General features: G+C 72.1%; 24 protein-coding genes and 1 tRNA gene. 17 read left to right on the top strand and 8 right to left on the bottom strand.

The genetic code is table 11. The features are described from left to right. Nucleotides 1-63 precede the first annotated feature (63 nt). On the bottom strand, nt 64-501 hold the full coding sequence (locus TR50_RS10810) for a cysteine hydrolase family protein (protein ID WP_042418468.1): 438 nt from the start codon (nt 499-501) through the stop codon (nt 64-66). 107 nt (nt 502-608) lie between these two features. Between TR50_RS10810 and TR50_RS10805 the strand changes: the two genes are divergently transcribed. Beyond that, nucleotides 609-680 (top strand) — tRNA-Val (locus TR50_RS10805). Nucleotides 681-726: 46 nt separating this feature from the next. Here TR50_RS10805 and TR50_RS10800 read toward each other — a convergent pair. Further along, the gene (locus TR50_RS10800) at nt 727-1,452 is read right to left on the bottom strand and encodes a 3'-5' exonuclease (RefSeq protein ID WP_042418466.1); all 726 of its coding nucleotides are present in this window, start codon (nt 1,450-1,452) and stop codon (nt 727-729) included. Between the two features lie 214 nt (nt 1,453-1,666). Here TR50_RS10800 and TR50_RS10795 point away from each other — a divergent pair, with 214 nt between their 5' ends. From TR50_RS10795 to TR50_RS10780, 4 genes are all read left to right on the top strand, one after another. Further along, nucleotides 1,667-2,230, top strand: coding sequence for a DUF4365 domain-containing protein (locus TR50_RS10795; RefSeq protein WP_042418464.1), 564 nt, complete (start codon nt 1,667-1,669; stop codon nt 2,228-2,230). Between the two features lie 80 nt (nt 2,231-2,310). Next, a complete protein-coding gene (locus TR50_RS10790; protein ID WP_152648348.1) occupies nt 2,311-3,591 on the top strand; it encodes a hypothetical protein in 1,281 nt (426 codons plus the stop codon). A 103-nt stretch (nt 3,592-3,694) separates the two neighbouring features. Continuing rightward, nucleotides 3,695-5,671: a threonine--tRNA ligase gene (thrS, locus tag TR50_RS10785; RefSeq protein ID WP_042418461.1), complete on the top strand. Its 1,977-nt coding sequence runs from the start codon at nt 3,695-3,697 to the stop codon at nt 5,669-5,671. Between the two features lie 50 nt (nt 5,672-5,721). Next, nucleotides 5,722-6,279: an HIT family protein gene (locus TR50_RS10780; RefSeq protein ID WP_042418458.1), complete on the top strand. Its 558-nt coding sequence runs from the start codon at nt 5,722-5,724 to the stop codon at nt 6,277-6,279. Between the two features lie 17 nt (nt 6,280-6,296). On the opposite strand, the gene TR50_RS10775 is transcribed toward TR50_RS10780, so the two are convergent. The 3 genes from TR50_RS10775 to TR50_RS10765 form a co-directional block, all read right to left on the bottom strand. Continuing rightward, nucleotides 6,297-6,971, bottom strand: a complete 675-nt coding sequence (locus TR50_RS10775; RefSeq protein ID WP_160311104.1) for a YidC/Oxa1 family membrane protein insertase — start codon at nt 6,969-6,971, stop codon at nt 6,297-6,299. A 103-nt stretch (nt 6,972-7,074) separates the two neighbouring features. Then, nucleotides 7,075-7,416, bottom strand: coding sequence for a DUF6412 domain-containing protein (locus tag TR50_RS10770; protein WP_042418455.1), 342 nt, complete (start codon nt 7,414-7,416; stop codon nt 7,075-7,077). 30 nt (nt 7,417-7,446) lie between these two features. Continuing rightward, nucleotides 7,447-9,084 (bottom strand): AbeC-like domain-containing protein, encoded by a 1,638-nt coding sequence (locus TR50_RS10765; protein WP_042418452.1) that lies wholly within the window; start codon nt 9,082-9,084, stop codon nt 7,447-7,449. Nucleotides 9,085-9,206: 122 nt separating this feature from the next. Here TR50_RS10765 and TR50_RS10760 point away from each other — a divergent pair, with 122 nt between their 5' ends. Next, entirely contained in the window at nt 9,207-9,614 is a 408-nt protein-coding gene (locus tag TR50_RS10760) for a thiol-disulfide oxidoreductase DCC family protein (RefSeq protein ID WP_042418449.1), read from the top strand. Between the two features lie 35 nt (nt 9,615-9,649). Here the strand turns inward: TR50_RS10760 and TR50_RS10755 are convergent, their stop codons facing one another. Both TR50_RS10755 and TR50_RS10750 read right to left on the bottom strand, forming a co-directional pair. Next, a complete protein-coding gene (locus TR50_RS10755) occupies nt 9,650-10,198 on the bottom strand; it encodes a histidine phosphatase family protein (RefSeq protein ID WP_042418446.1) in 549 nt (182 codons plus the stop codon). Between the two features lie 83 nt (nt 10,199-10,281). Beyond that, nucleotides 10,282-12,432, bottom strand: a complete 2,151-nt coding sequence (locus tag TR50_RS10750) for an elongation factor G-like protein EF-G2 (protein ID WP_042418443.1) — start codon at nt 12,430-12,432, stop codon at nt 10,282-10,284. Between the two features lie 256 nt (nt 12,433-12,688). Between TR50_RS10750 and pgsA the strand changes: the two genes are divergently transcribed. The 4 genes from pgsA to TR50_RS10730 all read left to right on the top strand — a co-directional run bounded on the left by pgsA (nt 12,689) and on the right by TR50_RS10730 (nt 17,183). Further along, nucleotides 12,689-13,357 carry a phosphatidylinositol phosphate synthase gene (pgsA, locus tag TR50_RS10745; protein WP_042418440.1) on the top strand — a complete coding sequence of 223 codons (669 nt, stop codon included), beginning with the start codon at nt 12,689-12,691 and terminating at the stop codon, nt 13,355-13,357. Then, nucleotides 13,354-14,298, top strand: a complete 945-nt coding sequence (locus TR50_RS10740) for a phosphatidylinositol mannoside acyltransferase (protein WP_042418437.1) — start codon at nt 13,354-13,356, stop codon at nt 14,296-14,298. The genes pgsA and TR50_RS10740 overlap by 4 nt, the downstream gene beginning before the upstream one ends. Further along, nucleotides 14,295-15,458 carry a glycosyltransferase family 4 protein gene (locus TR50_RS10735; RefSeq protein ID WP_042418434.1) on the top strand — a complete coding sequence of 388 codons (1,164 nt, stop codon included), beginning with the start codon at nt 14,295-14,297 and terminating at the stop codon, nt 15,456-15,458. The genes TR50_RS10740 and TR50_RS10735 overlap by 4 nt, the downstream gene beginning before the upstream one ends. A 96-nt stretch (nt 15,459-15,554) precedes the next feature. Further along, entirely contained in the window at nt 15,555-17,183 is a 1,629-nt protein-coding gene (locus TR50_RS10730) for a multicopper oxidase family protein (protein ID WP_084700083.1), read from the top strand. On the opposite strand, the gene TR50_RS10725 is transcribed toward TR50_RS10730, so the two are convergent. Further along, a complete protein-coding gene (locus tag TR50_RS10725) occupies nt 17,167-18,177 on the bottom strand; it encodes a DUF2332 domain-containing protein (protein WP_042418428.1) in 1,011 nt (336 codons plus the stop codon). The two genes, TR50_RS10730 and TR50_RS10725, sit on opposite strands and share 17 nt — an antisense overlap. 70 nt (nt 18,178-18,247) lie before the next feature. Here TR50_RS10725 and TR50_RS10720 point away from each other — a divergent pair, with 70 nt between their 5' ends. The 7 genes from TR50_RS10720 (at nt 18,248) to TR50_RS10685 (ending at nt 26,574) form a co-directional block, all read left to right on the top strand. Continuing rightward, nucleotides 18,248-19,465 (top strand): citrate synthase, encoded by a 1,218-nt coding sequence (locus TR50_RS10720; protein ID WP_236654369.1) that lies wholly within the window; start codon nt 18,248-18,250, stop codon nt 19,463-19,465. 176 nt (nt 19,466-19,641) lie between these two features. After that, complete coding sequence (locus TR50_RS10715; protein ID WP_042418426.1) at nt 19,642-20,181, top strand: LemA family protein; 540 nt, start codon at nt 19,642-19,644, stop codon at nt 20,179-20,181. A gap of 242 nt (nt 20,182-20,423) precedes the next feature. After that, nucleotides 20,424-22,274 carry an ABC transporter substrate-binding protein gene (locus TR50_RS10710; RefSeq protein ID WP_084700081.1) on the top strand — a complete coding sequence of 617 codons (1,851 nt, stop codon included), beginning with the start codon at nt 20,424-20,426 and terminating at the stop codon, nt 22,272-22,274. Between the two features lie 159 nt (nt 22,275-22,433). Beyond that, complete coding sequence (locus tag TR50_RS10700) at nt 22,434-23,519, top strand: ABC transporter ATP-binding protein (RefSeq protein WP_042418420.1); 1,086 nt, start codon at nt 22,434-22,436, stop codon at nt 23,517-23,519. After that, complete coding sequence (locus TR50_RS10695; protein WP_042418417.1) at nt 23,516-24,607, top strand: ABC transporter ATP-binding protein; 1,092 nt, start codon at nt 23,516-23,518, stop codon at nt 24,605-24,607. The genes TR50_RS10700 and TR50_RS10695 overlap by 4 nt, the downstream gene beginning before the upstream one ends. Beyond that, nucleotides 24,604-25,599 (top strand): ABC transporter permease, encoded by a 996-nt coding sequence (locus tag TR50_RS10690; RefSeq protein ID WP_042418415.1) that lies wholly within the window; start codon nt 24,604-24,606, stop codon nt 25,597-25,599. The genes TR50_RS10695 and TR50_RS10690 overlap by 4 nt, the downstream gene beginning before the upstream one ends. 15 nt (nt 25,600-25,614) lie before the next feature. After that, complete coding sequence (locus TR50_RS10685) at nt 25,615-26,574, top strand: ABC transporter permease (RefSeq protein WP_042418413.1); 960 nt, start codon at nt 25,615-25,617, stop codon at nt 26,572-26,574. The last annotated feature ends 209 nt before the right edge of the window (nt 26,575-26,783 follow it).

Below are 26,783 nucleotides of genomic sequence, written 5' to 3'. Positions count from 1 at the left end.
TGCAAAGGCCCGCAGGTCAGCGACCTGTGGGCCTTTGTCGTGCGCAAAGTTCCCCCGGTCGGCTCAGTCGAAGGCGACCGCGTCCGCTCCGGCGATCACCGCGCCCGCCGCCGCGAGTTCGAGTTCGATCCGGGCGGCCGCGTCGGGGTCGTAGCCCTCGTGCGCCCCGGAGATCAGCACCACGCGGTAGCCGCGCTTGACCGCGCCGAGCGCGGTGGTGCGCACGGCCTCCTCGCTCCACACGCCGGCGAGGGCGATCCGGCAGCCGTGCGGGAGCGCGTCCGTCAGCGCGGAGCCGAGGAAGGCGTCGTCGGCGGTGTGCTCGACGATCTGCTCGTCCGGCCACGAGCCGAACATCAGTTCCTCTCTCCCCGTGCGCAGGTGCACCACGGGTGCGCCCTCGTTGCGGGCCTGGTTGAGCAGCGCCCGGAGGGCGGTGGCCACGGAGGGGGAGAGCAGCATGTCGCGCTGCGCATCGATCAGGACGAGCACGGTGGGCATGCCTTCACGGTAGCACTGGTGTTCGATTCGTTCGAGGCGAAACGCCGCCCGTCGGAAACGCGTTTTTCGGCATCGGCCCAGGCAGTGCTAATGTTCTCTGCGTGCCCGGGCGATTAGCTCAGTGGGAGAGCGCTTCGTTCACACCGAAGAGGTCACTGGTTCGAACCCAGTATCGCCCACCCGTGCAGTACCTGAAGGCCCCTCAACTGAGGGGCCTTCAGTCGTTCAGGCCGCCTGCTCCAGAGGCAGGCGCAGCGGCCAGGCCGGCTCGACCCGGGCGGGCGAGCCGCTGCGGGCGAACCACTGCTCCAGGCCCCGGGCTTGGGCCGCGTGCCAGACCGCCTGACGCAGATGCAGCTCGGCGGCGCTCAGTCCCTCCAGGGCGCCGTGGTGCCGCCGGCCGATCGCACGCGCCAACTCCAGTGCGGCGGTGGCGTCCGCCCCGGCGTCGTGCGCGTCCGTCAGCGGCACCCCGTAGTGCGCGCACAGGGCGGTCAGCGTCCGGCGTCCCTTGCGGTAGCGGTCGACATGGCGGTCCACCACCCACGGGTCGACGACCAACAGCGGCGAGCCGGACGTGTACTGAGCGAGCGTCAGCCCCCGATGCCGACGCAGCTCGCGGTCCAGCAGGGTGAGGTCGTACGGGGCGTTCATCACCACCAGCGGACGCCCCGTGCGAGCGTTTTCGGCCAGCGCCCGCGCGATCCCCTCGACCGCGGGCCCTGGCGCCGCGCCGTGCTCGCGCGCCCAGGCGTCGGTGAGTCCGTGCACGGCGGTGGCCTGCGCCGGGATCGGCAGACCCGGGTCGACGACCCAGTCCTGACGCCGCAGCGGGCCGCCCGGCCGCTCCTGGACCACGAGCGCGGCCGTCACGATCCGGTCGCGTTCCACGTCCACGCCGGTCGTCTCGGTGTCGAAGGACGCGAGCGCGCCCTCGTGCCAGAGCGTCATCACCGACCCCCTGCCTTGCCCGTCCCCGTCTCCGTCGTCCCAGGTGGAACGCGAAGTGCTCACGATCGGGTGATACCCGGTCACTTTGCGCATCCAATCCTCGATCGGCCGGGCTTTTTTCGTTTCATGCCACCGGCCGGTGGAAAGACCGGAATTGACGGGGGGTCCGGGACCGGGCAGAACCTCCCCGTCGCCCAGACCGAGAGCGGCAGTGATGGCAATCTCCCTGCCCGAGCCGGCCGAGCGACCGGACGACGGGCGCACGCTTCGCGGCCAACTGGCCGTCACTTCCTGCATGGAGACGCTGCAGGTCGGCTATCTGCACGCGGTGGCCGCCGCGGCGGGCTGCGCGCTTGCCTCGCCCTTCCCCGACAACGGGATCGACTGGCACCTCAGCCACGGCAGCCCCCTGCACATCGAGGACGACGAGGTCACCATCAAGGTCCAGCTGAAGTGCACCTACCAGATCGCGCCGAATCCGGGCGGGCCCTCGTTCGGCTTCACGCTCGACAACGAGCACCTGCGCAAACTCGCCCACCCCCGGGTCGCGGTCCACAAGATCCTCGTCGTCATGCTGGCGCCGCGCGAGGTCGACCAGTGGCTGCTGGCCCAGCCCGACCGGCTGGAACTGCGGCACTGCTGCTACTGGGTCAACCTGGCCGGCCACCCCGTCACCGGGCGGCGGCGGACGAATGTCCGGATACCGACTCAGCAGGTCTTCGACGATCTCGCGCTGTGCGCCATCATGGCGCGTGTGGGGGCGGGCGAACGGCCCTGATCGACCCGTTCGAGGGCACCTCGCCGCGAAGCGGCGGCCATCGAGCGGTACAGCACCCCACCGGCGCGGGAGGCGAGGGCGTGACAGCCAGGCGGCGTGACACCACGGCAGATGCGGTGACCCCCGTGGCCCGCGCCGCCGTGCGCGCGCGGGGACCCCGCGCGTCCCTCGCGGACCCCGACGCGACCACGGACGAGCAGGCCGTCCCCGACGCGAGCCGCGTCGACCCGGACGTGCTCACCACCCTGCTGACCCGTCACGGCTGGGTCCGCCGCGGCGGCGCGGGCGGCCGGTACAGCCGCTGGGCGCCGCCGGACGACCAGGAACCCGACACCAGCCTTCTCGTCCCCGCCGACCGGGGCTTCGACGACAGCGTCGACCTGCTGGAGGAGAGCCTCGGCACGCTCGCCCGTTCCGGTGTGCCCTCCGCGCGCGCCATCCTCGCCGCGCTGCTCGTGCCCGGCGACGAGATCCACTGGCGCCGGGAGGTGCCCGGTGTGGGCGGCGCGGTGTCGTGGGGGAGCGAGACGGAGCTGCGCGAGGCGGCGACCGCGATGCTCGCGGCGGCGGCGAAGGCCGGACGGGCGCGCTGCGCCTACTTCGGCGCGCGGCTGGACCGCTACGCCGCCCGCTTCCTCGACCGCGTCCTGGTCGTCGCGCCCGGCACGGGCGCGGGGCTGCTCACCGCCTACACCCCGGCGCCCACCGACCGGCCCGCCGCCACCACGCTCGTGCTCGCCCTGGAGGCGCTGCGCGAGGCCGTCGACCTCCAGCGCGCCACGGGGCGCACGGACGCGTTCGACAACGGCGTCCGACTCGGGCTGAGCCGGGAGCTGATCTCCTCCGTCGTGCTGCTGGTGCGCGGCAGCGAGGGCGCGCGGGTGAGCCTGCACTGGTCCGCGCAGGTCGGCCCGCCCCCCGGCTTCGGCAGCCGCCGTCCGACGGTGGAGTTCTCGCCCGGCGACCTGCCGGCGCTCACGGACGCGGCGGCGCGGCTCGAACGCAGCGAGCCGGCCGTCGAGGTCGAGCTCACCGGGGCCGTCGTCCGCCTCAAGCGTGCGGCGCCGGGCGGCGCGGGCACGGTCCGCCTGCGGGTCCTCGGCGGCGCGGACGTGGACGAGGTCCGCGTCAAGCTCTCCGACGCCGAGTACCGCGTCGCCGTCGCCGCGCATCTCGACGGCGTCCCCATCCGCCTGCGCGGCCGCCTGGAACGCAAGGGCGGCTTCCGCCGCGTCGCCGCCGCGTCCGAGGTGACCCCGGTCGAGCTGGACGAGGGGGAGCGCGAGCGGCTGGCGAAGACGCTGCGGCTGCGGGCGGGGCTGGCCACGGGCGTCGGCGACGCCGAGGACGAGACGGACTGAGTCGGCTCCCCGCGCCCCTGAGGAGGGCGACATCCCGGGTACCATCGTGATCGCAGTGTCGAACGCTGCGCTTCCATGAGGAACCGAGAGTCAGGAGAGTCCGGTGTCGGACGTCCGTGTGGCCATCAGTCGCGAACCCGATCGGGAAGACCGCGTGGTGACGACGGGCACGACGGCCGCCGAGCTCTTCCAGGGCGAGCGCGCCGTCATCGCCGCCAAGGTCGGCGGCGAGCTCAAGGACCTCACCTACGTCCTTGAGGACGGCGACGAGGTCGAGCCGGTCGAGATCACCAGCGAGGACGGCCTCAACATCCTGCGCCACTCCACCGCGCACGTGATGGCCCAGGCCGTGCAGGAGGTCTTCCCGGAGGCCAAGCTCGGCATCGGCCCGCCGATCAAGGACGGCTTCTACTACGACTTCGACGTGGAGAAGCCGTTCACTCCCGAGGACCTCAAGGTCATCGAGAAGAAGATGCAGGAGATCCAGAAGCGCGGCCAGCGCTTCCAGCGCCGCGTGGTGACCGAGGACGCCGCCCGCGAGGAACTGGCCGGCGAGCCGTACAAGCTGGAGCTGATCGGCCTCAAGGGCTCCGCCTCCACCGAGGACGGCGCGAACGTCGAGGTGGGCGCCGGCGAGCTGACCATCTACGACAACCTCGACGCCAAGACCGGCGAGCTGTGCTGGAGGGACCTCTGCCGCGGTCCGCACCTGCCCAGCACCCGCCTGATCCCGGCCTTCAAGCTGATGCGCAACGCCGCCGCGTACTGGCGCGGCAGCGAGAAGAACCCGATGCTCCAGCGCATCTACGGCACCGCCTGGCCGTCCAAGGACGAGCTGAAGGCGTACCTGGACTTCCTGGAGGAGGCCGAGAAGCGCGACCACCGCAAGCTCGGCACCGAGCTGGACCTCTTCTCGATCCCCGAGCAGATCGGCTCCGGCCTCGCGGTCTTCCACCCCAAGGGCGGCATCATCCGCCGCGCCATGGAGGACTACTCGCGCAAGCGGCACGAGCAGGCGGGCTACGAGTTCGTCTACACCCCGCACGCCACCAAGGGCACCCTGTTCGAGACCTCGGGCCACCTGGACTGGTACGCCGACGGCATGTACCCGCCCATGCAGCTCGACGAGGGCGTGGACTACTACCTCAAGCCCATGAACTGCCCGATGCACAACCTGATCTTCGACGCGCGTGGCCGCTCCTACCGTGAGCTGCCGCTGCGCCTGTTCGAGTTCGGGACGGTGTACCGGTACGAGAAGTCCGGCGTCGTGCACGGCCTGACCCGCGCCCGCGGCTTCACCCAGGACGACGCGCACATCTACTGCACCAAGGAGCAGATGGCGGACGAGCTCGACTCGCTGCTGACCTTCGTGCTGGACCTGCTGCGCGACTACGGCCTGAACGACTTCTACCTGGAGCTCTCGACCAAGGACCCGGAGAAGTACATCGGGTCGGACGAGGTCTGGGAGGAGGCGACCGAGACGCTGCGCAAGGCCGCCGAGAAGCAGGGCCTTCCGCTGGTCCCGGACCCGGGCGGCGCGGCCTTCTACGGCCCGAAGATCTCCGTCCAGGCCAAGGACGCGATCGGCCGCACCTGGCAGATGTCGACCATCCAGGTCGACTTCAACCTGCCGGAGCGCTTCGACCTCGAGTACACCGCGCCCGACGGCTCGCGCCAGCGCCCGGTCATGATCCACCGCGCGCTCTTCGGCTCGATCGAGCGCTTCTTCGCCGTCCTGCTGGAGCACTACGCCGGCGCGATGCCGCCGTGGCTGGCCCCGGTCCAGGCGGTGGGCATCCCGATCGGCGACGCCCACGTCGAGTACCTCCAGGAGTTCGCCCGCGAGGCGAAGGCCAAGGGCCTGCGCGTGGACGTGGACGCCTCCGGCGACCGGATGCAGAAGAAGATCCGCAACCATCAGAAGCTGAAGACCCCGTTCATGATCATCGTCGGCGACGAGGACATGGCGGCCGGCACGGTCTCCTTCCGCTACCGCGACGGCTCCCAGGAGAACGGCATCGCGCGTGCCGACGCCCTGGCCAAGCTGGTCGACGTGGTCGAGCGCCGGGTCCAGGTCTGACGAGTTGATCCGAACGTGAGGGCGGTCCCGACGGGACCGCCCTCACGTCTATGCTGATCAGCATGACGACGGAGCCGGAGCAGCAGTACGGAGCGGGTGTCCCCGACGGATTCGGGCGCCTGTGGACCCCGCATCGGATGGCCTACATCCAGGGCGAGTCCAAGCCGACCGGTCCGGCGCCCGACGACGGCTGCCCGTTCTGCGCGATCCCCGCCATGACGGACGAGGACGGCCTGATCGTCCGCCGCGGCGTCCACGCTTACGCGGTCCTCAACAAGTACCCGTACAACGGCGGCCACTTGATGGCCGTCCCGTACCGCCACGTCGCCGACTACACGGAGTTGACGGCGGACGAGACGGTCGAGATCGCCGAGCTCACCAAGCAGGCCATGACCGCCCTGCGCAAGGCCTCGAACGCCCACGGCTTCAACATCGGCATCAACCAGGGCTCGGCCGGCGGCGCCGGCATCGCCGCCCACCTCCACCAGCACATCGTGCCGAGGTGGGGCGGCGACACCAACTTCATGCCCGTCGTCGGCCACGTCAAGGTGCTGCCGCAGATGCTCGGCGACACCCGCAAGCTGATCGCCGACGCCTGGCCGGAGTAGCAGCCCCGTCGGCTACATCAGCAGGGTGCGCTCGCCGAACGTCCACGCCGTCGTGGTGAGCAGGTACAGCGCCCCGGCCAGCGGCAGCAGGAGTGCGAACAGGGCCGTGCCGAACGGCAGCAGTGCCGCAGGCGCGGTCCTTGCGGCGAAAGGCGCTGTCCTCGGCGGTAGTTGAGATACCCCAGGGCGAGCAGGCCGAGCAGGATCGCGCCGAAGACCAGCGCCGTGGGCAGGGACGCCCCGGCCACGGCCAGGTGGGCGCCGAGCGGCACGCCCAGGAGCGTGTGCGCGAGCAGGGCCTGGCCGGTCGGGTCGGCGACCCCCGTGAACAGCCGGTACATCACCGAGAAGACCGGGATCTGCAGCAGCACGGGCAGGCATCCGGCGAGCGGTGACGCGCCCTCCTCCCGGTAGAGCGCGGAGAGCTCACGCTGCATCTGCTCGGGATCGCGCGCGTGCTTCTTCCGCAGCGCGGCGACGCGCGGCGCGAGGCGGGCGCGCGTCCTCTCGCCCCGGGCGGCGGCCCGGGCGAAGGGGTGGAGCAGCAGTCGGATGCCCACGGTGAACAGGACCACCGCGAGCGCGGCCGGGACCAGCTGGGACAGGGCGGCGACGAGCCGCCCGGCCTCCCGCGCCACCGGGTCGAGGAGCGCGAACGGGGACAGCGCGGGCAGGGCAAGGAAGACGTGCATGACGAAAGGACCCTTCGACGGCGTCGCGTGACGCAATGGTGTGCGGACGCAGAAGGGCGGCACGGAGACGGCGGCGCGCATGTCGGCGCGCGGTCGCGCGGGGTCAGAAACGGGGGAGAATCCCCGTCCAGCCCCGGTCGGTGACCGCCCGGAGCAGGGCGGACGGGGCTCGGGGGCGGCGTCGGCCGCGGGCGTCGGGGTCGCGCTGCGGTAGGAAGGCGGTGTGCCACGTGTACTCGCGTCGCGGCCATGGGCGTCGGGCGGCTCCCGTGCCCATGAGCAGTCGGAGACGCCCGCGGAGGGCCCGGCGGGTGGTCGAGCGCACGAGCAGCGCGAGTGTGGCGAGGGCGGCCACCGCCAGCAGCGGCCCGTCCCCGGGCAGCAGCAGGTGCAGCGTCTGCGCGAGCAGCGCCAGCACGGCGCCGACGGCCGACTGCCCGGTCATGTGCACCTTCCCCTCCACGGATCGGCCGGCTCAGTCCGCGTCGTAGACGTCGGCCTTGAACGGGCGGATGCCCTGGACCTCGCCGCTGAGCATCTGCGAGCGGGCCTGGAAGCGCTCCAGGTTGATGTCGTGGTCGGCGAGGAGCTCCATCGCGCCGGCGTGGCAGGCACGGAGGAACGGGGTGGCGACGCGGATGGCGTCGTCGGCCATGAAGCGGTGGGTCCACGGGCGGCCCGCCCAGGCGGAGCGGATGCCGAACGGCTCGGGGAGCTTGACGGAGCCGCCGAGCCAGTTGAGCAGCGTCGCGCTCCACGGCCAGGTGAAGGGCGCGCGGGTGGCGAGGCGGACCACCTCGGCGTTGTTGACGATCGGAAGCTTGACCGTCACCTCCTCCCAGAACTTGCCGCGCTTGGCCACGGTCTTCTCCGGGGGCGACGCCTTCTTGCCGAACAGGGGGTTCACCGGCCCGAGGGCGTGGCCGGTCACCTCGATGCGCAGGGTGTCGTGCAGGACGGAGACGTTCGCCATCAAGGTGACGATCAACTGCCCGTTCCAGAGCACGAACTGCGCGCCCAGGTAGTGCCGGGGGCCCTCGCCGAAGGTCTGCTTGTTCGCGAGGTCCGCGACCGAGACCTGACGCATCCGGTGGCCGTCCATGTCCGGCCCCGAGGGCCGGGAGATCTCGTCGGCGCCCTCGCCGACCGGCAGCAGCACCCAGTGGTCCACCCGGACGCCGGGGATGCCGCCCTCGGAGACCGCACTGCGCCCGAGCCGGTGCAGATGCTCCTCGATCTTGCGGACCAGGTCGAAGTTGTGGAACGGCCGGATCTCCTGGTGCCCCTCCGCCGGCGTCAGCTGCTCCGCCAGACTCCAGGACGCCCAGCGCGGGCCTATCCCGAGGATGCCCTTGGAGCCCGCGTAGTGGCCGATGTTGGTGTCCTGCTCGGCCAGCAGCTCGGCGAGGCGCTGGCGCTGGTGCTCCGCCTTGTGGTCGTCCGGCCCCTTCGGCACCGCGCCCGGCACGGTCGGCCCGAGAGCGGTTCCCTCCAGCAGGCCGTTCCACCGGTCGCGCAGCTTCTGCGCCGTGCTGAGGCAGATCCGCCGCGCCAGGTACCAGCCGACCAGCGGCACGATCGTCATCACCCGCAGGTAGATCCCCCAGAACCCGGTGGCGCCGCCCGGCCGCCAGGCCAGGAACCCCGCGATCAGCACGACCACCATCAGGCCGAGGTTCTGGTAGAGCTCGCGGCTCTTCTCCGGCGTACGGCGGGCCACCTCGAACACCAGCAGCCACAGCAGCGTGCCCGGCAGGAAGAGCAGCCCGAAGACCACCGCGACCAGCGTCAGCTGCTTGTCCCGCTGGTGGCGGACGTCCTCCGCCTCCAGGCAGTGCTCGACGACGATGCGCGGCTGGAGCCCGTACGACGGGACGATCGGCTTGCGCTTCGCGCCCAGAGTGCGGGCGATCAGCGCCTCGCAGAACGCCTCGCCCAGGTTCGGGGCGAGCAGCCTGATCCGTCCCGCCTTGGACTTGGTCTCCGGGTGCAGATCGATCAACTGCTTGAAGTCGCCGTCCCGGTAGGCCATGGACGACAGGGAGGTCGTGGCCCCGGAACTCGGCGACGGGTCGGTACGGAGCACCTGGGGCCCGAAGGGTCCATCGCTCATCGTCGCGGTTCCTCCCCTGAACGCGTGTCAACGGGCGTGCGCTGTCAGGGTATCGCTGTGGATCACCCCATGTCAGCGGGTTCTCCCAGGCGACTCCGGGAGGGACCTGCGAGAATGCCGCCATGGACATCACCGCGGGCACACCGGTCCTGATCTACGACGGGGACTGCGCGTTCTGCACCTCCTCGCTGCGGTTCGGTGAGCGCCTGCTGGGCACGGACGGCTGGGCCGCGATCCCGTTCCAGTTCGCCGACATGGACGCGGTCGCGGCGTTCACCGCGGGCGCGGCGACCCGGTCCCGCGCGGAGCGCGAGGTCCTCTGGGTCACCCCGACGGGCCGGGTCGACGGCGGGGCCGACGCGGTCGCGAGGGTGCTGCTGCGGACCCGCCGGGTGCCGTGGGTCCTGCTGGGCGCGGTCGCCCTGCTGCCGGGCGCGCGGACCCTCACGGCCGCGGTCTACCGCCTGATCGCCGCCAACCGCCACCTCCTCCCGGGCGGCACCCCCGCCTGCGCGCTCGGCCCCCGCTAGGGTCTGTCCCTGGGTCTTCGTACCGTCTTCGTACCTCAGGGCCGCGGCACGGGGAGGGTGTACCGCCAGCCCGGACGCCAGGCGGGCGGGTCCTCGAGCAGGTCCGGCAGCGAAGCTCCCGTGAGCAGGCAGTCGAGGGCCCAGCGGTTGGCCGAGTGCGCGATCAGCAGGATCCGGCAGCCGTCCCAGCGGGCGGCCACGTCGCAGAGGAACGCGTCGGTGGCCGCCAGGACCTGGCCGTAGCTCTGGCCGCCGGGAAACGGTTCGTCGATGCGCCCGGCGCGTTGGGCCGCGATGAGGGAGACGGGCGCCCCGTTGAGGTCGCCGTAGTCGCACTCCCGTAACCGGATGTCCTGATGGACGGGCGGCCCGCTGTCCCGGAACGCGATGCGGGCCGTCTCCACGGCCCGGTGCAGGTCGGACGTGTAGACCGCGGCGAACCCGTCACGACGCCGGCGCTCTCCCAGCTCCGCGGCCTGACGGCGGCCCCGTGCGGACAGCCGCCCGGGCAGCCAGCCGGTGGCGATGCCCGCCTCGTTGTCGGTGGTCGTCGAATGGGTCTCGTAGACGATCTCTACAGCCATCGGGCTCCTTCGACCGGTCCTGCGCGGCTGCGGGTCGGCAGACGGCCCCCGGCGGGGGAGCCGTCTGCCGACCCGTTGGGTGGTTACTTCGCGGCCGCCTTCAGGACCTTCGTGGCGATCGCGCCCGGGAGGGTCTCGTGGCGGGCGTAGGCGCGGGTGAAGGAGCCCGCGCCGTGGCTGAGGCTGCGGAGGTCGACGGCGTAGCGGACGATCTCGAGTTCCGGGACCTCCGCGTGGATCGCGGTGCGCCCGCCCGTGCCGACGGGTTCGGTGCCGAGGACGCGGCCCCGGCGGCCGGAGAGGTCGCTGAGGACGGAGCCGACGTAGTCGTCGGGGACGAGCACGTGGACCTCGGCCACCGGTTCCAGCAGCCGCACGTTGTCCGCCGCGGCCTCGCGCAGCGCCAGCGCGCCCGCCGTCTGGAACGCGGCGTCGGAGGAGTCGACCGAGTGGGCCTTGCCGTCCACCAGCGTGACCTTGACGTCGACCAGCGGGAAGCCCGCCGCCACGCCGCGCGCGAGCTGCGCGCGGACGCCCTTCTCGACGGAGGGGATGAACTGGCGTGGCACCGAGCCGCCCACCACCTTGTCGACGAACTCGAAGCCCGCGCCGGTCGGCAGCGGCTCGATCTGGATCTCGCAGATGGCGTACTGCCCGTGCCCGCCGGACTGCTTCACGTGCCGGCCGCGGCCCGTCGCCGGGCCGGCGATCGTCTCGCGGAAGGGGACGATGTAGTCGACGGTGTCGATGTGGACCCCGAACCGCCCGCGCAGGCGTTCCAGCATCACGTCCGCGTGGGCCTCGCCCATGCACCACAGGACCAGTTGCCGCGTCTCGGGGTTCTGCTCCAGCCGCAGCGTCGGGTCCTCCGCCGCGAGGCGGGCCAGGCCCTGGGAGAGCTTGTCCTCGTCGGCCTTGCTGTGCGCGGCGATGGCGACCGGCAGCAGCGGCTCGGGCAGCGCCCAGTGGTCCAGGCTCACGTGGTGGTCGGGGAGGCTCAGGGTGTCCTCGGTCGTGCCGTGGGTGAGCTTGGCGACGCAGACGATGTCGCCGGCCACGGCCTGCGGCACCGGGCGGAGCGTCTTGCCGAAGGGGGACGAGAGCGCGCCCACGCGCTCGTCGGTGTCGGCGTCGGCCATGTGGACCTGGCCGTCGGGCCGGAGAGTGCCGGAGAAGATCCGGCACAGGGTGAGGCGGCCCACGTAGGGGTCGCTGGTGACCTTGAGGACCTGCGCGGCCAGCGGCCCGGTCGGGTCGCAGGCCAGCGCCTCGTCGCCCTCGTGGACGGGCGTCACGTGCTCGACCGGGGACGGGAACGCCGAGGTGATCAGCTCCAGCAGCTCGGCGGTGCCGATGCCCTCCTTGGAGCCGTCCGCCGCCGGGAGGACCGCGATGACGGGGTGGAAGTGGCCGCGGGCGACGGCGCTCTCCAGGTCGTCGATGACGGTCTTGGTGTCGATGGACTCGCCGCCGAGGTAGCGGTCCAGCAGCGTCTCGTCCTCGCTCTCGGTGATGACGCCCTCGATCAGGCGTTCCCGGGCGGGGTCGATCGCGGCGACCAGCTCGGGCCCGGCCTCGGCGTCGACGCGTTTGCCGGTCGCGTAGTCGTAGGAGTGCCGGCTGAGCAGCCCGACCAGGCCGGTGACGGCGGGTTCGCCGTCGGGTCCGGGCGCGCCCTCGCGCAGCGGCAGGTAGAGCGGCAGGACCGTCTCGGGCGCGTCGGGCGCGAACGCCTCGCGGCAGCGCTCGACGGTGGCGTCGAAGTCGCCCTGGGGGGCGTCCAGCTTGGTGACGAGCAGGGCGCGGGGCATGTTCACGGCCGCGCACTCGTCCCAGAGGCCACGGGTCGCGCCGTCGATCTCCTCGTTCGCCGGGACGACGAACAGCGCGGCGTCGGCGGCCCGCAGGCCCGCCCGCAGCTCGCCGGTGAAGTCGGCGTAGCCGGGGGTGTCCAGCAGGTTGATCTTGAAGCCCGCGTGTTCCAGCGGGACCAGGGACAGCTGGACCGAGCGCTGCTGGCGGTGCTCGATCTCGTCGTAGTCGGAGACGGTCGTGCCGTCCTGCACCCGGCCGGCCCGGTTGATCGCCCCCGTGGCCAGGGCGAGGGTCTCGGCGATCGTCGTCTTCCCCGCTCCGCTGTGGCCGACCAGCACCACGTTCCGAATCTGCTCGGGCCGGTCGGCCGACGGTGCCCTGCCGGCGGCTCCCGCGGCACTGCTCGTCTTGTCAGCCATGATCTGATCTCCTCCCGCACGCGCGCTGCAGAGACGCCACGGGGCCGCGCCTGGTGAGCCGGAAGGCCTTGTCGATGACGCCTGCCATGTGACGCAGGTCACCCGCGGTACTTTGGAGCCTCCCACTCTGTTCGCCGGAGGTCCATACGCCGGTCAGGTGCAGTCGGCCCGATACCATGACGCTCACCTGGACAACGCGCCCTCGACGCGTGCGCACCCGCCGGAACCTGCCTGAAACGGAGCGGTCGGAAGACCCATGCTCAACAAATACGCCCGAGCCTTCTTCACCCGCGTCTTCACCCCTCTCGCGGCGTTCCTGCTGCGCATGGGCGTCAGCCCGGACGCGGTCACCCTGGTCGGGACCGCCGGGGTGGTGGCCGGGGCGCTGGCGTTCTTCCCGCGCGGCAGCTTCTTCTGGGGGACGCTGGTCATCACCGCCTTCGTCTTCTCCGACCTGGTCGACGGCAACATGGCCCGGCAGGCGGGCCGCTCGGGCCCGTGGGGCGCGTTCCTGGACTCCACCCTCGACCGCGTCGCCGACAGCGCGATCTTCGGTGGCATCGCCATGTGGTACGCCGGCAAGGGCGACAACCTGCTGCTCTGTGCGGTGACGCTGTTCTGCCTGGCCAGCGGTCAGGTCGTCTCCTACACCAAGGCCCGAGCCGAGAGCCTCGGTCTCAAGTGTGCCGTCAACGGCGTCGTCGAGCGCGCCGAGCGGCTGGTCGGCACACTGGTCGCGGCGGGCCTGGCCGGGCTGCACCAGTTCGGCGTGCCCGGCATCGAGTGGCTGCTGCCGGTCGCCCTGTGGGCGGTCGCCGCCGGCAGTCTGATCACCGTGTTCCAGCGGGTGCTCCAGGTCCGTCGCGAGGCGGCGGAGCTGGTGGCACTGAACGCCGCGACAGCGGCGGAGGGGGAGGCCCGATGAAGGACCAGCTCACCTATCTCGCCTACGCCACCGGCTGGGGCCTGGTGAAGCGCCTGCCCGAGCCCGCCGCCGACGCGGTGTTCCGGCGCATCGCGGACACCGCGTGGAAGCGCCAGGGCAAGAGCGTGCTGCGCCTCGAGTCCAACCTGCGCCGGGTCCGCCCGGAGCTGGACGAGGCGGGCATCCGTGAGCTGAGCCGCGAGGGCATGCGCTCCTACCTGCGCTACTGGTGCGAGTCCTTCCGCATGCCGGTGTGGGACAAGGAGAAGATCCGCGCCTCCTTCGCCCCCGAGCACATCGAGCGCCTCGACGACACCCTCGCCGCCGGGCGCGGCGTGATCCTCGCGCTGCCGCACATGGGCAACTGGGACCTGGCCGGCGCCTGGGTGATCGTCCGCGGCTACCCGTTCACCACCGTCGCCGAGCGTCTCAAGCCCGCGAAGCTCTTCGACGCCTTCGTCGCCTACCGCGAGGGCCTCGGCATGGAGGTGCTGCCGCTGACCGGCGGCGCCCACACCATGGCCACCCTGGCCAAGCGGCTGCGGGCGGGCAAGCTGGTCTGCCTCGTCGGCGACCGCGACCTGTCCGCCTCCGGCATCGAGGTCGAGTTCCTCGGCGAGAAGACCCGGATGCCCGCCGGTCCGGCCGCGCTGGCCGCGCAGACCGGCGCCGCGCTGCTGCCCGTCACGCTCTGGTACGACGAGACCAGGACCATGCGCGGCTGCGTGCACGAGGAGGTCCCCGTCCCCGAGGAGGGCACCCGCCGCGAGAAGACGGCCGCGATGACGCAGGCCATGGCCGACGTCTGGGCCGAGGGCGTTCGTGAGCACGCCAAGGACTGGCACATGCTCCAGCGCTTCTGGCTGGCGGACCTCGAACCCCGGCCCGACAAGCCCGTCGACCCGGATTCCGACGCGCAGCCCGTGGAGGCCCAGGCGTGAGGATCGGCATCGTCTGCCCGTACGCCTGGGACGTCCCCGGCGGCGTCCAGTTCCACGTGCGCGACCTGGCCGAGCACTTGATCGGCCTCGGCCACGAGGTCTCCGTACTCGCCCCCGCAGACGACGAGACCCCCCTGCCGCCGTACGTCGTCTCCGCCGGACGCGCCGTCCCGGTGCCCTACAACGGCTCGGTCGCCCGGCTGAACTTCGGCTTCCTCTCCGCCGCGCGGGTGCGTCGCTGGTTGCACGAGGGCAAGTTCGAGGTCCTGCACATCCACGAGCCGGCCACGCCCAGCCTCTCGCTGCTCGCCTGCTGGGCCGCCAACGGCCCGATCGTCGCCACCTTCCACACCTCGAACCCGCGCTCGCGCGCCATGATCGCCGCGTACCCGATCCTCCAGCCCGCGCTGGAGAAGATCTCCGCGCGCATCGCGGTCAGCGAGTACGCGCGCACCACCCTCGTCGAACACCTGGGCGGCGACGCGGTCGTCATCCCCAACGGCGTCGACGTCGACTTCTTCGCGAGCGCGGAGCCGCGCGCCGAGTGGCAGGGCGACACCATCGGCTTCGTCGGCCGCATCAACGAGCCCCGCAAGGGCCTGCCCACCCTGCTGGACGCGCTGCCGACGATCCTCGCCTCCCGGCCGCAGGTGCGGCTGCTGGTCGCCGGAAAGGGCGACGAGGAGGAGGCGGTCAAGGACCTGCCGAAGGACGTCCGCGACCGGATCACCTTCCTCGGCATGGTCTCCGACGAGGAGAAGGCCCGCCTGCTGCGCAGCGTCGACGTCTACGTCGCGCCGAACACCGGCGGCGAGAGCTTCGGCATCATCCTGGTCGAGGCGCTGTCGGCGCGGGCGCCCGTCGTCGCCTCCGACCTCGACGCCTTCCGGCAGGTCCTCGACGGCGGCTCCAGCGGCGAGCTCTTCCCCGTCGAGGACGCGGACTCGCTCGCCAAGGTCGTGCTCCGCCTCCTCGCCGACCCCGCCCGCCGCGAGGCGCTGCGCGACACCGGCGCCCGGCACGTCCGCCGCTTCGACTGGTCCACGGTCGGCGCGGACATCCTCGCCGTCTACGAGACCGTCGCGACCGGCGCGGCGGCGGTCATCGAGGCCGAACCGGTGCCGGGCTGGCGCTCCAAGCTGGGCCTCGCGCGCGACTGAGCGGCGCGCGGCGGGGTTCCCGTCGGCGCGGGCGGGCGCAACGCCCGCGGTGCGCCCTCCGCGGTCGCCGGGCCGAGTTGATCTAGATTGCCCGTTATGGGAGAACACGGCGGAACCAGCCGTCGCTCGGTGCTGAAGGCCATCCCGGTCGCGGGTCTCGCGGCGGCGTACGGTCGGACGTCCGCCCTGCGGCGTGCGGCACCGCCGACGTCCTTCCCCCAGCCCGCCGTAGCGGCGTCGCGACCGGTACCCGGCGTGGCGTCGCCGGTGCTGGAGCAGACGCTCGACGTCCGGTTCGCGGACGTCTTTGTGCCGGGCTACGGCCGGATCACCACCCGCACCTACAACGGGACCGTCCCGGGCCCGACGCTGCGCGTCCGCGGCGGTCACACGCTGCGTCTCACGCACGTCAACGGCCTGCCGCCCAATCCTCCCCACAGCGGCGGCCACAACACGCCGCACTGCCCCAACAGCTTCAACCTGCACACGCACGGGATGCACGTCTCCCCGGCCGGACAGGCCGACAACGTCCTGCGCGAGTTCGCCCCACGGACCCCGGGCGAGGTCTCAGCCGGAGCCGCGGAGCCCCGGTACGTCTCATCGGTCCATGTCCCGGTCGACCACCCCGCCGGCACCTACTGGTACCACCCGCACCTGCACGGAGCCACCGCGGAGCAGATCGTCGGCGGTATGGCCGGGGTGATCGTCGTCGAGGGCGATGTCGACGAGGTCCCCGAGATCAGGTCCGCCGCCGACATCGTCGTGTGCATCAACGAACTCAAGCTCAAGGACGGCAGGGTCCCGGCGTTCACCTCGGGCGCCTGGATGACCGGCGTCCCGTCGACCTTCACGGTCAACGGGGTCGTCAACCCCACCCTCCGACTGCGCCCGGGCGAGGTCCAGCGGTGGCGGCTGGTCGCCGCGACGGCCTTCACCGCCCTGCGGCTCCAGATCGCCGGGGACGACGGGGAACTGGCGATGCACCAGATCGCCCAGGACGGCGTCACCTTCGCCAGGCCGATCACCGTGGCGGAGGTGAACCTGGCGATGGGCAACCGCGCCGACATCCTCGTCCGCGGAGGCAGGCCGGGCCGCTACGAACTGCGCGCCGCCCAGGTGCCCGCACCGCTGATGACGATCGACGTCGCGGGAGCGCCCCTGCACGCGCCGATGGCGCTTCCGACCTCGTTGCCGCCGGGCAGGCCCTTTCTCGACGAGCGAGACGTCACCGGCCCCGACGCCCATCGGGAGGTCGTCTTCCACACCGATCCCGGCGTCTTCACCGGCCCGTTCCCCAACGCCTTCCGCATCCTGGGCACCGGCGCGACCCCTGCCGCCGACCCCGGTGGCGACCTCACCCGGGACGCCTCCTACGGCCTGTTCGACCCCGGCTACACCAACCACACCCTGCGCCTCGGCGCGGTCGAACGGTGGACCGTCCGCACCGACGAGACGACGCCCGGCTTCAACCACCCCTTCCACCTGCACACCAACTGGTTCCTGCTGACCCACCGCAACGGAGAAAGGCTCGACCCGCCGGTCTGGCACGACACCATCGGCCTGGCCGGAGGCACGCCCGGTGACTCCGTCACCTTCCTGGTCAGGTACGAGGACTTCACCGGCCGCACCATCGCGCACTGCCATCAGCTCCACCACGAGGACCTCGGCATGATGCAGATCGTCGACTACGTCGAGCCGCGCGAGGGACTCAGCGGAGTCCGGTGAACCAGTCCAGGCGCTCGCCGTGCGGCCCCGTGAAGGCGACCGGTTCGCCGTCCAGGGCGAGGATGTTGACGCCGCGCTCGGTCGGGGCGGCGTACGGCAGGCGGGCGTCCACCTCGGGGAGGACCTCGGGGGCCTCGTTCGAGATCCAGCGGCAGGGCAGCTCCCGCACGGTCTTCGTGAAGGCGTGGCGGGCCTCGGGCGGCAGGTAGCACAGCACCGCGGTGTGGAAGACCACCGGCGTCGCGCCCTTCGGCGCGGCCGCGACCAGCTCCGCGACGCGGGCGTTGAGATCCCCGCGCACGATCGTGGCCGGATCGGGCACGGACCGGGCGACGGAGAGCGCCGCGCGCAGCCGGTCGACCCGTTCCTGCTGGCCGGGCCAGACCAGGCTCTCCAGCCAGCGCGCGTCGTCCTCGTCGGCCGGGTCGAGCGGGTTGAGGTCCACCCCGGAGCGGGCGACGACCCGCGGCAGGCTGTCCCGCCCGGGCGACGGAACAGGGAACGGGACGGGGCCGGTCGTCGCGCACGGGAGCGTCACCGGGCTGCCGTCCGCGCCGAAGGCGGCGCGGTCGTCGTAGCGGTACCGGTAGTGGTCCGGGTAGAGGCACAGTCCCGCTGAGGCGCCGACCTCTATCAGGGCCAGCGGCTGCGGCAGGGACGCCAGCAGCGGCAGCAGGGTCGCGCAGCGGCCGGCCTCGTTGGTCTGCGTGGCGCGCGCCAGGATCACAGGCCGCACCTGCTCCCAGTGCGCCAGCGCCCAGGCGACGAAGGTCTCGCCGGAGTCGACCGGACCGCCGAGACAGCGCACGGCCGCAAGCAGCAGGTTCGGCTGCCGTTTGATCGGCGGGAGCGCCACCAGGCGCTCCAGGAGCTCCCGCGACTCGGCGACGGCGACGCTGATCCGCTCGTAGGCGGGCGAGTGGGCCTTCGCGTGGACGGTCCCGAAGACGCGGTAGGTCTCGGCGGTCTCTTTCAGCAGTTCATCGGCGTTCATGTTGCCAATCTCGCCGCCGTGGTCAATAGTTGTCAATGTTGATCCCAGTAATCAATATACGGAGGTGGCCGTGTCCGGCGACGCGGGGATGCTGACGACGCAACAGGCGGCGGAGCGGCTCGGAGTGAAGCCGCAGACGCTGTACGCGTACGTCAGCCGCGGCCTGATCACCCGCGTGCGAGCCGCCGACGGCAAGGGGAGCCTCTTCGCCGCGGCGGACGTGGACGCCCTCGCCGAACGCGGCGGCGCCGGGCGCGGCGGTGCGGCGCCGGATCAGGCCGCCGCGCCCGCGATCCGCACCGAGCTGACCCTGCTGGAGGACGACCGGCTCTTCTTCCGTGGCCGCGACGCCGTCGAACTCGCCGAGCGGGGGAGCTTCGAGGCGACGGCGGTGTGGCTGTGGACCGGCCGCGACGAGCCCGAGGCGCGGTTCGCCCCGCCGGGCGAGCGGCTGCGCGCGGCGGTGCGGGCGTGCGCCGACGCGCTGCCCGCGTCCGCGCGGGTGGTCGACCGGTTCAAGGCCGCCGTCCTGGCCGCGTCCGTGGCCGACCCGCTCAGTCTCGACCTGCGGCCCGACAGCGTCGTCGCCACCGGTCGCGCGCTGATCGGCGCGCTGCTCGCGGCGGTGCCGGAGCGCGGCGCGGGCCCGACGGGGGAGTCGGTGGCGGAGCGCCTCTGGGCCCGGCTCAGCGCGGACGCGCCCACCGCGGAGGGCGTGCGGGCGCTGGACGCGGCGCTGACCCTGCTGGCGGACCACGACATCGCCACCTCCACGTACGCGGCCCGCCTCGCCGCGTCCACCCGCGCCAACCCCTACGCCGTGGTCACCGCCGGCCTCGCCGCCCTCGACGGCCCCCTCCACGGCGGCGCGGGCGCGCTGGCCCGCCGCGTGCTCGTGCGCGCGCACGAGACGGACCCCGTCACCGCGCTGGCGGCGACGCTGCGCGAGACGGGCTCCGTCCCGGGCTTCGGCCATGTGCTCTACCGCACGCGCGACCCCAGGGCCGAGACGCTGCTGCGCCTCCTCGCCCCGCTGCCGGACCCGCGGGGGCTGCGCGAGGCGGCGGCGGAGCTGATCCAGGTCGCGGCGGACCGCTTCGGCACCTTCCCCAACAGCGATCTCGCCCTCGCCCTCCTCGCCGAGCTCTGCCGCTTCCCCCCGGACGCGGAGGAGGCGGTCTTCGCGCTGGCCCGCACGGCCGGCTGGATCGCCCACGCGCTGGAGGAGTACGCGGCCGCGCCGCTTCGCCACCGCCCGGCCGGCGTCTACACCGGCACCCGCCCCTGAGCAGCCCGCATCCGCCGGTCGGGGCTCGGCCCGTGGGCCGCTCCAGGTGGGGCGCACGTCCGGCCGCCGGCCGGTGTGAGGCACAGCCCGGTCGGCGCCTACGGGGAGCAGTGGGCCCCAGGGCGGGCCACGCGCCGCTGGGGGGGTGGGTACGGCTGCCGGTAGGGTCACCCCCTGTGAGCACATGGATCTGGATCGGCGTCGTTGTCGTCGCCTTCGGGCTGTACCTGAGCTGGACCGCCGGGCGGCTCGACCGGCTGCACGCGCGGATCGACGCCGCGCGGGCCGCGCTGGACGCGGCGCTGCTGCGGCGCGCCTCGGGCGCACTGGAGTTGGCGACGTCGACGATGCTGGACCCGGCCGCGTCGATCCTGCTGTACCAGGCCGCGCACGCCGCCCGCACCGCGCAGGACGACGCGCGGGAGGTCGCCGAGAGTGAGCTCTCCCAGGCGCTGCGCGCCGTCTTCGCGGAGCAGGAGCAGCTGGAGGAGCTGGCCTCGCTGCCGGGCGGCGCGGAGGCGCTCGTCGAGCTGGGGGAGGCTGTGCGGCGCGTGCCGATGGCGCGGCGGTTCCACAACGACTCGGTGCGCGCGGCGCGCGCCGTGCGCCGGCATCGGATCGTGCGGCTGTTCCGGCTGGCGGGTAGCGCACCGTTCCCGCTGGCCTTCGAGATGGACGACGAGCCGCCGCGCACGCTCGAAGCAGTACGCACCTGAAGGGGTGTCAATCGGCGGCGATCTGATAACGCCATCATCTCGATGATGTCCGCGTGGTGGACAGAACGCCGCGTCGCCCGGAGATTACTGACGGTGCCTCACATGGCATCGCGACGTCGTGGACTCCGAGCGGCGACTCGACCCGGGAGCAGGCCCCTGCCTGCCCGCGGGCCGACGACCAACGCCCCCACGGCGCCACTTGTGCATCGAACCACGTATCTCGATCGCAGGAGGCGCTCCACATGCCACGCACACCCCGAAGAAACCGCACCCTGGCGCTGGGCGCCCTGCTGACGAGCGTGGCGCTCGCAGCCGCGGGCTGTTCGTCCGGAAAGCCGGTGCCCGGTCCCAGCGGTCCCGACCAAGGGACCTCGTCCGACAACGCGGCGAACATCAACGCCGCCGGAACGCCGGTCAAGGGCGGCACGCTCAAGCTGATCGGCAGCGGCGACGTCGACCACCTCGACACCGCCAGCGGGTACTACACCGCCACGTACACCCTCGAACGCGCCTACACCCGGCAGCTGTTCACGTACCCGGCCTCGACCGACCCGACCAAGTCCACCACCACCGTCGCGGACCTGGCCACCGAGATCCCGACCACCGCCAACGGCGGGATCAGCGCGGACGGTCTCACCTACACGATCCACCTCCGGCCCGGCGTGATGTGGGACACCTCCCCGGCCCGCGCGGTCACCGCCCAGGACGAGGTCCTCGGCATGAAGCGGCTGTGCAACCCCACGCCGAACGCCGTCGGCGCGCCGGGCTACTACGAGGGCGTCATCGTCGGCTTCCAGCAGTACTGCGACGGGTTCGCGAAGGTCAGCCCGACCATCCCGGCGATCAAGGCCTACATCGACAGCCACGACATCTCCGGCATCAAGGCGGTCGACACGACGACGGTCCAGTTCACGCTGGTGAAGAAGGCCAACGACTTCCTGAACATCCTGGCGATGCCCTTCTCCTCGCCGGCGCCGGTCGAGTACCTGAACTACCTCCCGGACAGCGCCGCCTTCCGTTCCAACACGATCTCCGACGGCCCGTACGCCATCACGTCGTACACCGCCAACCAGTCGATCAAGCTGGACCGGAACCCGGCCTGGACCAAGGCGTCCGACCCGGTCCATGACGCGTACGTCGACCACATCACCGTCACCGAGGGCCAGGACGAGGGCCCGGTGCAGCAGCAGCTCCAGGCGGGCACCGCCGACATGCAGTGGGACACCACCGTGCCGACCGCCTCGGTCCCGGCGCTGAAGGCCACCAAGGACCCGAGGCTGGGCATCTACCCCTCCGGCAGCACCAACCCGTTCCTGGTCTTCAATGAGCAGAGCCCGAGCAACCAGGGCGCGCTCGGCAAGGTGGCGGTGCGTCAGGCGCTGGAGTACGCGATCGACAAGGTCGCGATCGGCCAGATCTACGGCGGCCCCACGCTCAACACCCCGCTGGGTCAGGCCATCCCGCCGGGCAGCCTCGGCTACGAGAAGTACGACGCGTACCCGACGCCGGGCAGCAAGGGCGACCCGGCCAAGTGCAAGTCGATGCTCGCCGCCGCCGGTTACCCCAACGGCCTGGTGCTCAAGGACCTGGCCCGCAACGCCGGCAAGCACCCGGCCGTGGCCCAGTCCGTCCAGGCGGACCTGAAGGCCTGCGGCGTCACCACGCAGATCGTCCCGGTCTCCCAGGGTGACTACTACGGCAAGTACCTGAACCTGCCGAGCGCCGCGAAGGCGGGCAGCTGGGACATCACCGAGCCGGGCTGGGTTCCCGACTGGTTCGGCAACAACGGCCGCGCCAACCTGGAGCCGCTGTTCGACGGCCGCAACTACGGCCCGGGCTCGACCGACTGGGGCGACTACAACAGCCCGGCCTTCAACGCCCTGCTCGACCAGGCCATGAGCGCGCCCGACCAGGCCACGGCCGAGTCCCTGTGGCACCAGGCCGACCAGCAGGTCATGAAGGACGCGGCGATCGTCCCCTTCGAGACGCAGAACGACGCGATGTTCCGGTCCTCCCGGGTCCACAACGCGATCTTCGAGCTGTTCTCGCAGAACTACGACGTCACCGAGGTCTGGCTCTCGTCCGGCAGCTGAGCCGCAGCTGACGGGTCGTCGGCCCAGGCGGGCCGACGGCACCGTGCACCGACCCCGTCCGGCACGGCGACCCCGTGCCGGACGGGGTGCGCGATGTCCCCACGCCCCAACGGGTCCAGGGCCGCGAGCCCCTCGACCGTCCACGAGCTGCGAGGCGCCATGAGCCTTCTCGAGGTCTCCGACCTCCATGTCTCCTTCCGCACCACCGACGGCGACGTCCGGGCGGTGCGGGGGGTCTCCTTCGAACTCGACTCCGGCCGCACCCTCGGCATCGTCGGCGAGTCCGGATCGGGAAAGAGCGTCTGCACCCAGACGCTGCTCGGCCTGACCACCGGCGCGCGCGTCCGCGGTACCGCCCGCTTCGAGGGCGAGGACCTGCTCTCTATGAGCGAGGACGAGTTCCGCGCAGTCCGCGGCGCGAAGATCGCGGCGATCTTCCAGGACCCGCTCTCCAGCCTGCACCCGCTCTACAAGGTGGGCTGGCAGATCGTGGAGATGATCCGTGCCCACGAGCCCGTGAGCAGGGCGGCGGCACGTCGGCGTGCGGTCGAGCTGCTCGGCCTGGTCGGCATCCCCCATCCCGCCCAGCGCATCGACGACTACCCGCACCAGTTCTCCGGCGGCATGCGCCAACGTGCGCTGATCGCGATGGCGTTGGCGCTGGAGCCGAAGCTGGTCATCGCGGACGAGCCCACCACCGCCCTCGACGCCACCGTGCAGGCGCAGATCCTGGACCTGCTGCTGCGGTTGCAGCAGGAGACCGGGATGGCGCTGATCATGATCACGCACGACCTCGGCGTCATCGCCGGGCTCGCCGACGAGGTGATGGTCATGTACGCGGGCCGCGCCGCCGAACGGGCGGACCGCCGCGGGCTCTACTACCGCGCCCACCACCCGTACACCAACGGCCTGTTGGAGTCGATCCCGTCCTCCAGCGCGGCCGGGGCCCGGCTGCGCCCGATCCCGGGCCAGCCGCCGAGCCTGATCCGGCTGCCGCCGGGCTGCGCCTTCCATCCCCGCTGCGCGTTCGCCATGGACCGCTGCACCCGGGAGCAGCCCGAACTGACCCCCGTCGAGGACGGCGCCGGGCACACCTCGGCGTGCTGGCTGCCGGGCCGTCTGCTCGGCACCACCGAGGAGATGAAGCGGGCCCGGCAGGACGCGAGCGCCGCCGGACGCACCGTGGAACGGGTGCCCGGACAGGGCACGGGCCAGGACGCATCGGTCGAGGAAGGCGCGGCATGAGCGAGCCCGTGACGACGGAGCCCCTGACGACCGAACCCCTGACGACCGAGCCGCTGGTCGAGGTCGAGGCGGCCGTCAAGCACTTCCCGATCAGGCAGGGCGTCGTCTTCAAGCGCGAGGTCGGCCGCGTGCACGCCGTCGAGGGCGTGTCCCTCACGGTCCGCCGCGGCGAGACGCTCGGCCTGGTCGGCGAGACCGGGTGCGGCAAGTCGACCCTGGCCCGGTGCATCACCAAGCTGCATCCGCTGACCTCGGGGAAGCTGCTGTTCGAGGGCCGGGACATCACCGGCCTCAGCCGCTCCCAGGTGCGCCCGTTCCGGCGACGGATGCAGATGATCTTCCAGGACCCGTACGGCTCGCTCAACCCACGCCGCCGGGTCGGCTCGATCATCGGCGACCCCTTCGCCATCCACGGCGAGGGATCGCGGGACGAGCGCAAGCCCAGGGTCCAGGAGCTGATGGAGCTGGTCGGGCTCAACCCCGAGCACTACAACCGGTTCCCGGCCGAGTTCTCCGGCGGCCAGCGCCAGCGCATCGGCGTGGCCCGGGCGCTCGCGCTCAAACCCAGCCTGATCGTGGCCGACGAGCCGGTCTCCGCGCTGGACGTGTCCATCCAGGCCCAGATCCTCAACCTGCTGGAGGACCTCCAGCACGAGTTCGGCCTGACCTACCTCTTCATCAGCCACGACCTGTCCGTGGTGCGGCACGTCAGCGACCGGATCGCGGTGATGTACCTGGGGCAGGTCGTCGAGCTGGCCGCGTCCGAGGAACTGCACGGGCGGCCGCGCCACCCCTACACCAACGCCCTGCTCTCGGCGGCCTCGGTCGCCGACCCCGACCAGGCGGCGGCCCGGCAGCGCATCGTGCTCACCGGCGACGTGCCGTCCCCGATCGCGCCGCCCAGCGGCTGCCGGTTCCACCCGCGCTGCCCCAAGGCGCAGCAGATCTGCGTGCAGCAGACCCCGCCGCTGGTCGCCCGCGCGGGCGACCCCGACTCCCACCTGACGGCGTGCCACTTCCCGGTGGAGCCGGGCGAGGACCTCACCCGCGTCACCGCCACCATTCCCGAGGAGGAGCGGGCCGAATGAGCGCAGACCTCACCCCCGACGAGGCCCGCGACGACGCCCCCGACACCGCCGGTGTCGCCGTCGCCGTGACGCCGGCCCGGCCGGAGCCGTCCCCAGGGCCCGCCATCGAGGGCCGCAGCCCCTGGCAGCTGGCCTGGATCCACCTGCGCAAGGACCGGGCCGCGATGATCTCGCTGGCCTTCATCCTGCTCCTCGCGCTGGTCTCGGTCTCCGCCCCGCTGCTCGCGCACTGGATCGGCTGGAGCCCCACCGACCAGGACCGCACCCAGGGGCTGACCGTGGACGGGCTCCCCGTCGGCCCGAGCGGCCGCCACCTGCTCGGCACGGACAACCTCGGCCGCGACATCCTCGTCCGCGTCCTGTACGGCAGCCAGGTCTCGCTGCTGGTCGGCGTGGTGTCCACGCTGCTGGCCGTGGCCATGGGCGTCCTGGTCGGGCTGGTGGCCGGCTACTTCGGATCCGCCGTGGACACCGTGCTGTCGCGGGTGATGGACCTGGTGCTCTCGTTCCCGTTCCTGCTGTTCGCGATCGCCCTGGTGTCGATCTTCGGCTCCAGCCTGGCCATCTCGGTGTTCGTGATCGCCTTCTTCTCCTGGGCCGCGGTCGGCCGCATCGTGCGCGGCCAGACCCTGTCCATCCGGGAGAAGGAGTACATCGAGGCGGCCCGCTCGCTGGGCGCCAACGACCTGCGGATCATGTTCGTGGACGTGCTGCCCAACCTGCTCGCGCCGGTGATCGTCTACACCACGCTGCTGATCCCGATCGCGATCGTCTTCGAGGCCACCTTGTCCTTCCTCGGCCTCGGCGTCGTCCCGCCCTCGCCGACCTGGGGCAACATGCTGAGCGACTCGCTGGACTTCTACCAGGTCTCCTGGTGGTTCCCGCTCTTCCCCGGCCTGGCGCTGCTGCTGACGACGCTGGCCTTCAACCTGCTCGGCGACGGGGTGCGCGACGCGCTCGACCCGCGCGCCGAGCGCCTGTTCCAGGACTGAGCGGGAGGCTCGTCGATGTTGCGGTTCCTCGTCCGCCGGGTGCTCTCCGGCGTCCTGGTGCTCTGGCTGATCAGCCTCTTCACCTTCGGGCTGTTCTACGTGGCCCCGTCCAACGTGCCGCGACTCATCTGCGGCCGGCTCTGCACGCAGACCCAGGTCGAGCTGATCACCAAGCAGCTGGGGCTGAACCAGCCGCTGCCGGTGCAGTACTGGCACTTCCTCGACCGCCTGCTCCACGGCGACCTGGGCTTCTCGTACTACAACTCCGAGCCGGTCTCCACCCTGGTCGGAAACGCGCTGCCGATCACCGCCTCGCTGGCGGTCGGCGCCTCCGTGCTCTGGCTGGTGGGCGGCGTGGCCATCGGCGTCGTCTCCGCGGTCCGCCCGCGCAGTCTGCTGGACCGGGCCGGGACGATCTTCGCGCTGATCGGGCTGTCGATGCCGTCGTTCCTGATCGGGATCCTGCTGCTGTACTTCCTCTTCTTCAAGCTCACCACGGCCGGGCTGGCCTGGTTCCCGCCCTCCGGGTATGTCGGCATCACCAGCAACCCGCTCGAATGGGCTCACCACCTGATCCTGCCGTGGTGCGCGCTCGCCTTCATCACCGCGGCCACCTACGTGCGGCTCACCCGCAACCAGATGCTGGAGGTGCTGGGGGAGGACTACATCCGCACCGCCAAGTCCAAGGGCGTCGCCCGCAGCCGGGTCACCATCCGCCACGCCCTGCGGGCGGCGCTGACACCGGTCGTCACCCAGTTCGGCATCGACCTCGCCGGGCTGCTCGGCGGGGCCATCGTCACCGAGCGGCTCTTCGGCCTGCCCGGCCTCGGTGAGCTGGCCGTGAGCTCGGTCACCCGGCAGGACCAGCCCGTCGTCATCGCCACGGTGCTGCTGGCGGCGGTCTTCATCGTCGTCGCCAACATCGTCGTGGACCTGCTCTACGCGGTCCTCGACCCGCGTGTCCGGCTGGACTGACGGCTGGACCGAGGGGAGGCGCGGGGGGCACAGGAACAGGTCCGGCGGGGTGCTACGAATCGGAGCGATCGGAGGCGTCCCGCTGGACCGGGTGGAGCATCGGATAAGGTCGGTACACGCCTACCATTGGGCTTATCGCACCGAATCCGCGTCTTCAGTGAGGTCATTCGTGTCCACCAACACCCCCTCCACCTCCGACCAGCCTGCCG

Source organism: Streptacidiphilus anmyonensis (genome assembly GCF_000787855.1).
In the GTDB taxonomy this organism is placed as follows: Bacteria; Actinomycetota; Actinomycetes; order Streptomycetales; family Streptomycetaceae; genus Streptacidiphilus; species Streptacidiphilus anmyonensis.
This window is presented reverse-complemented; position numbering and strand designations above follow the sequence as displayed.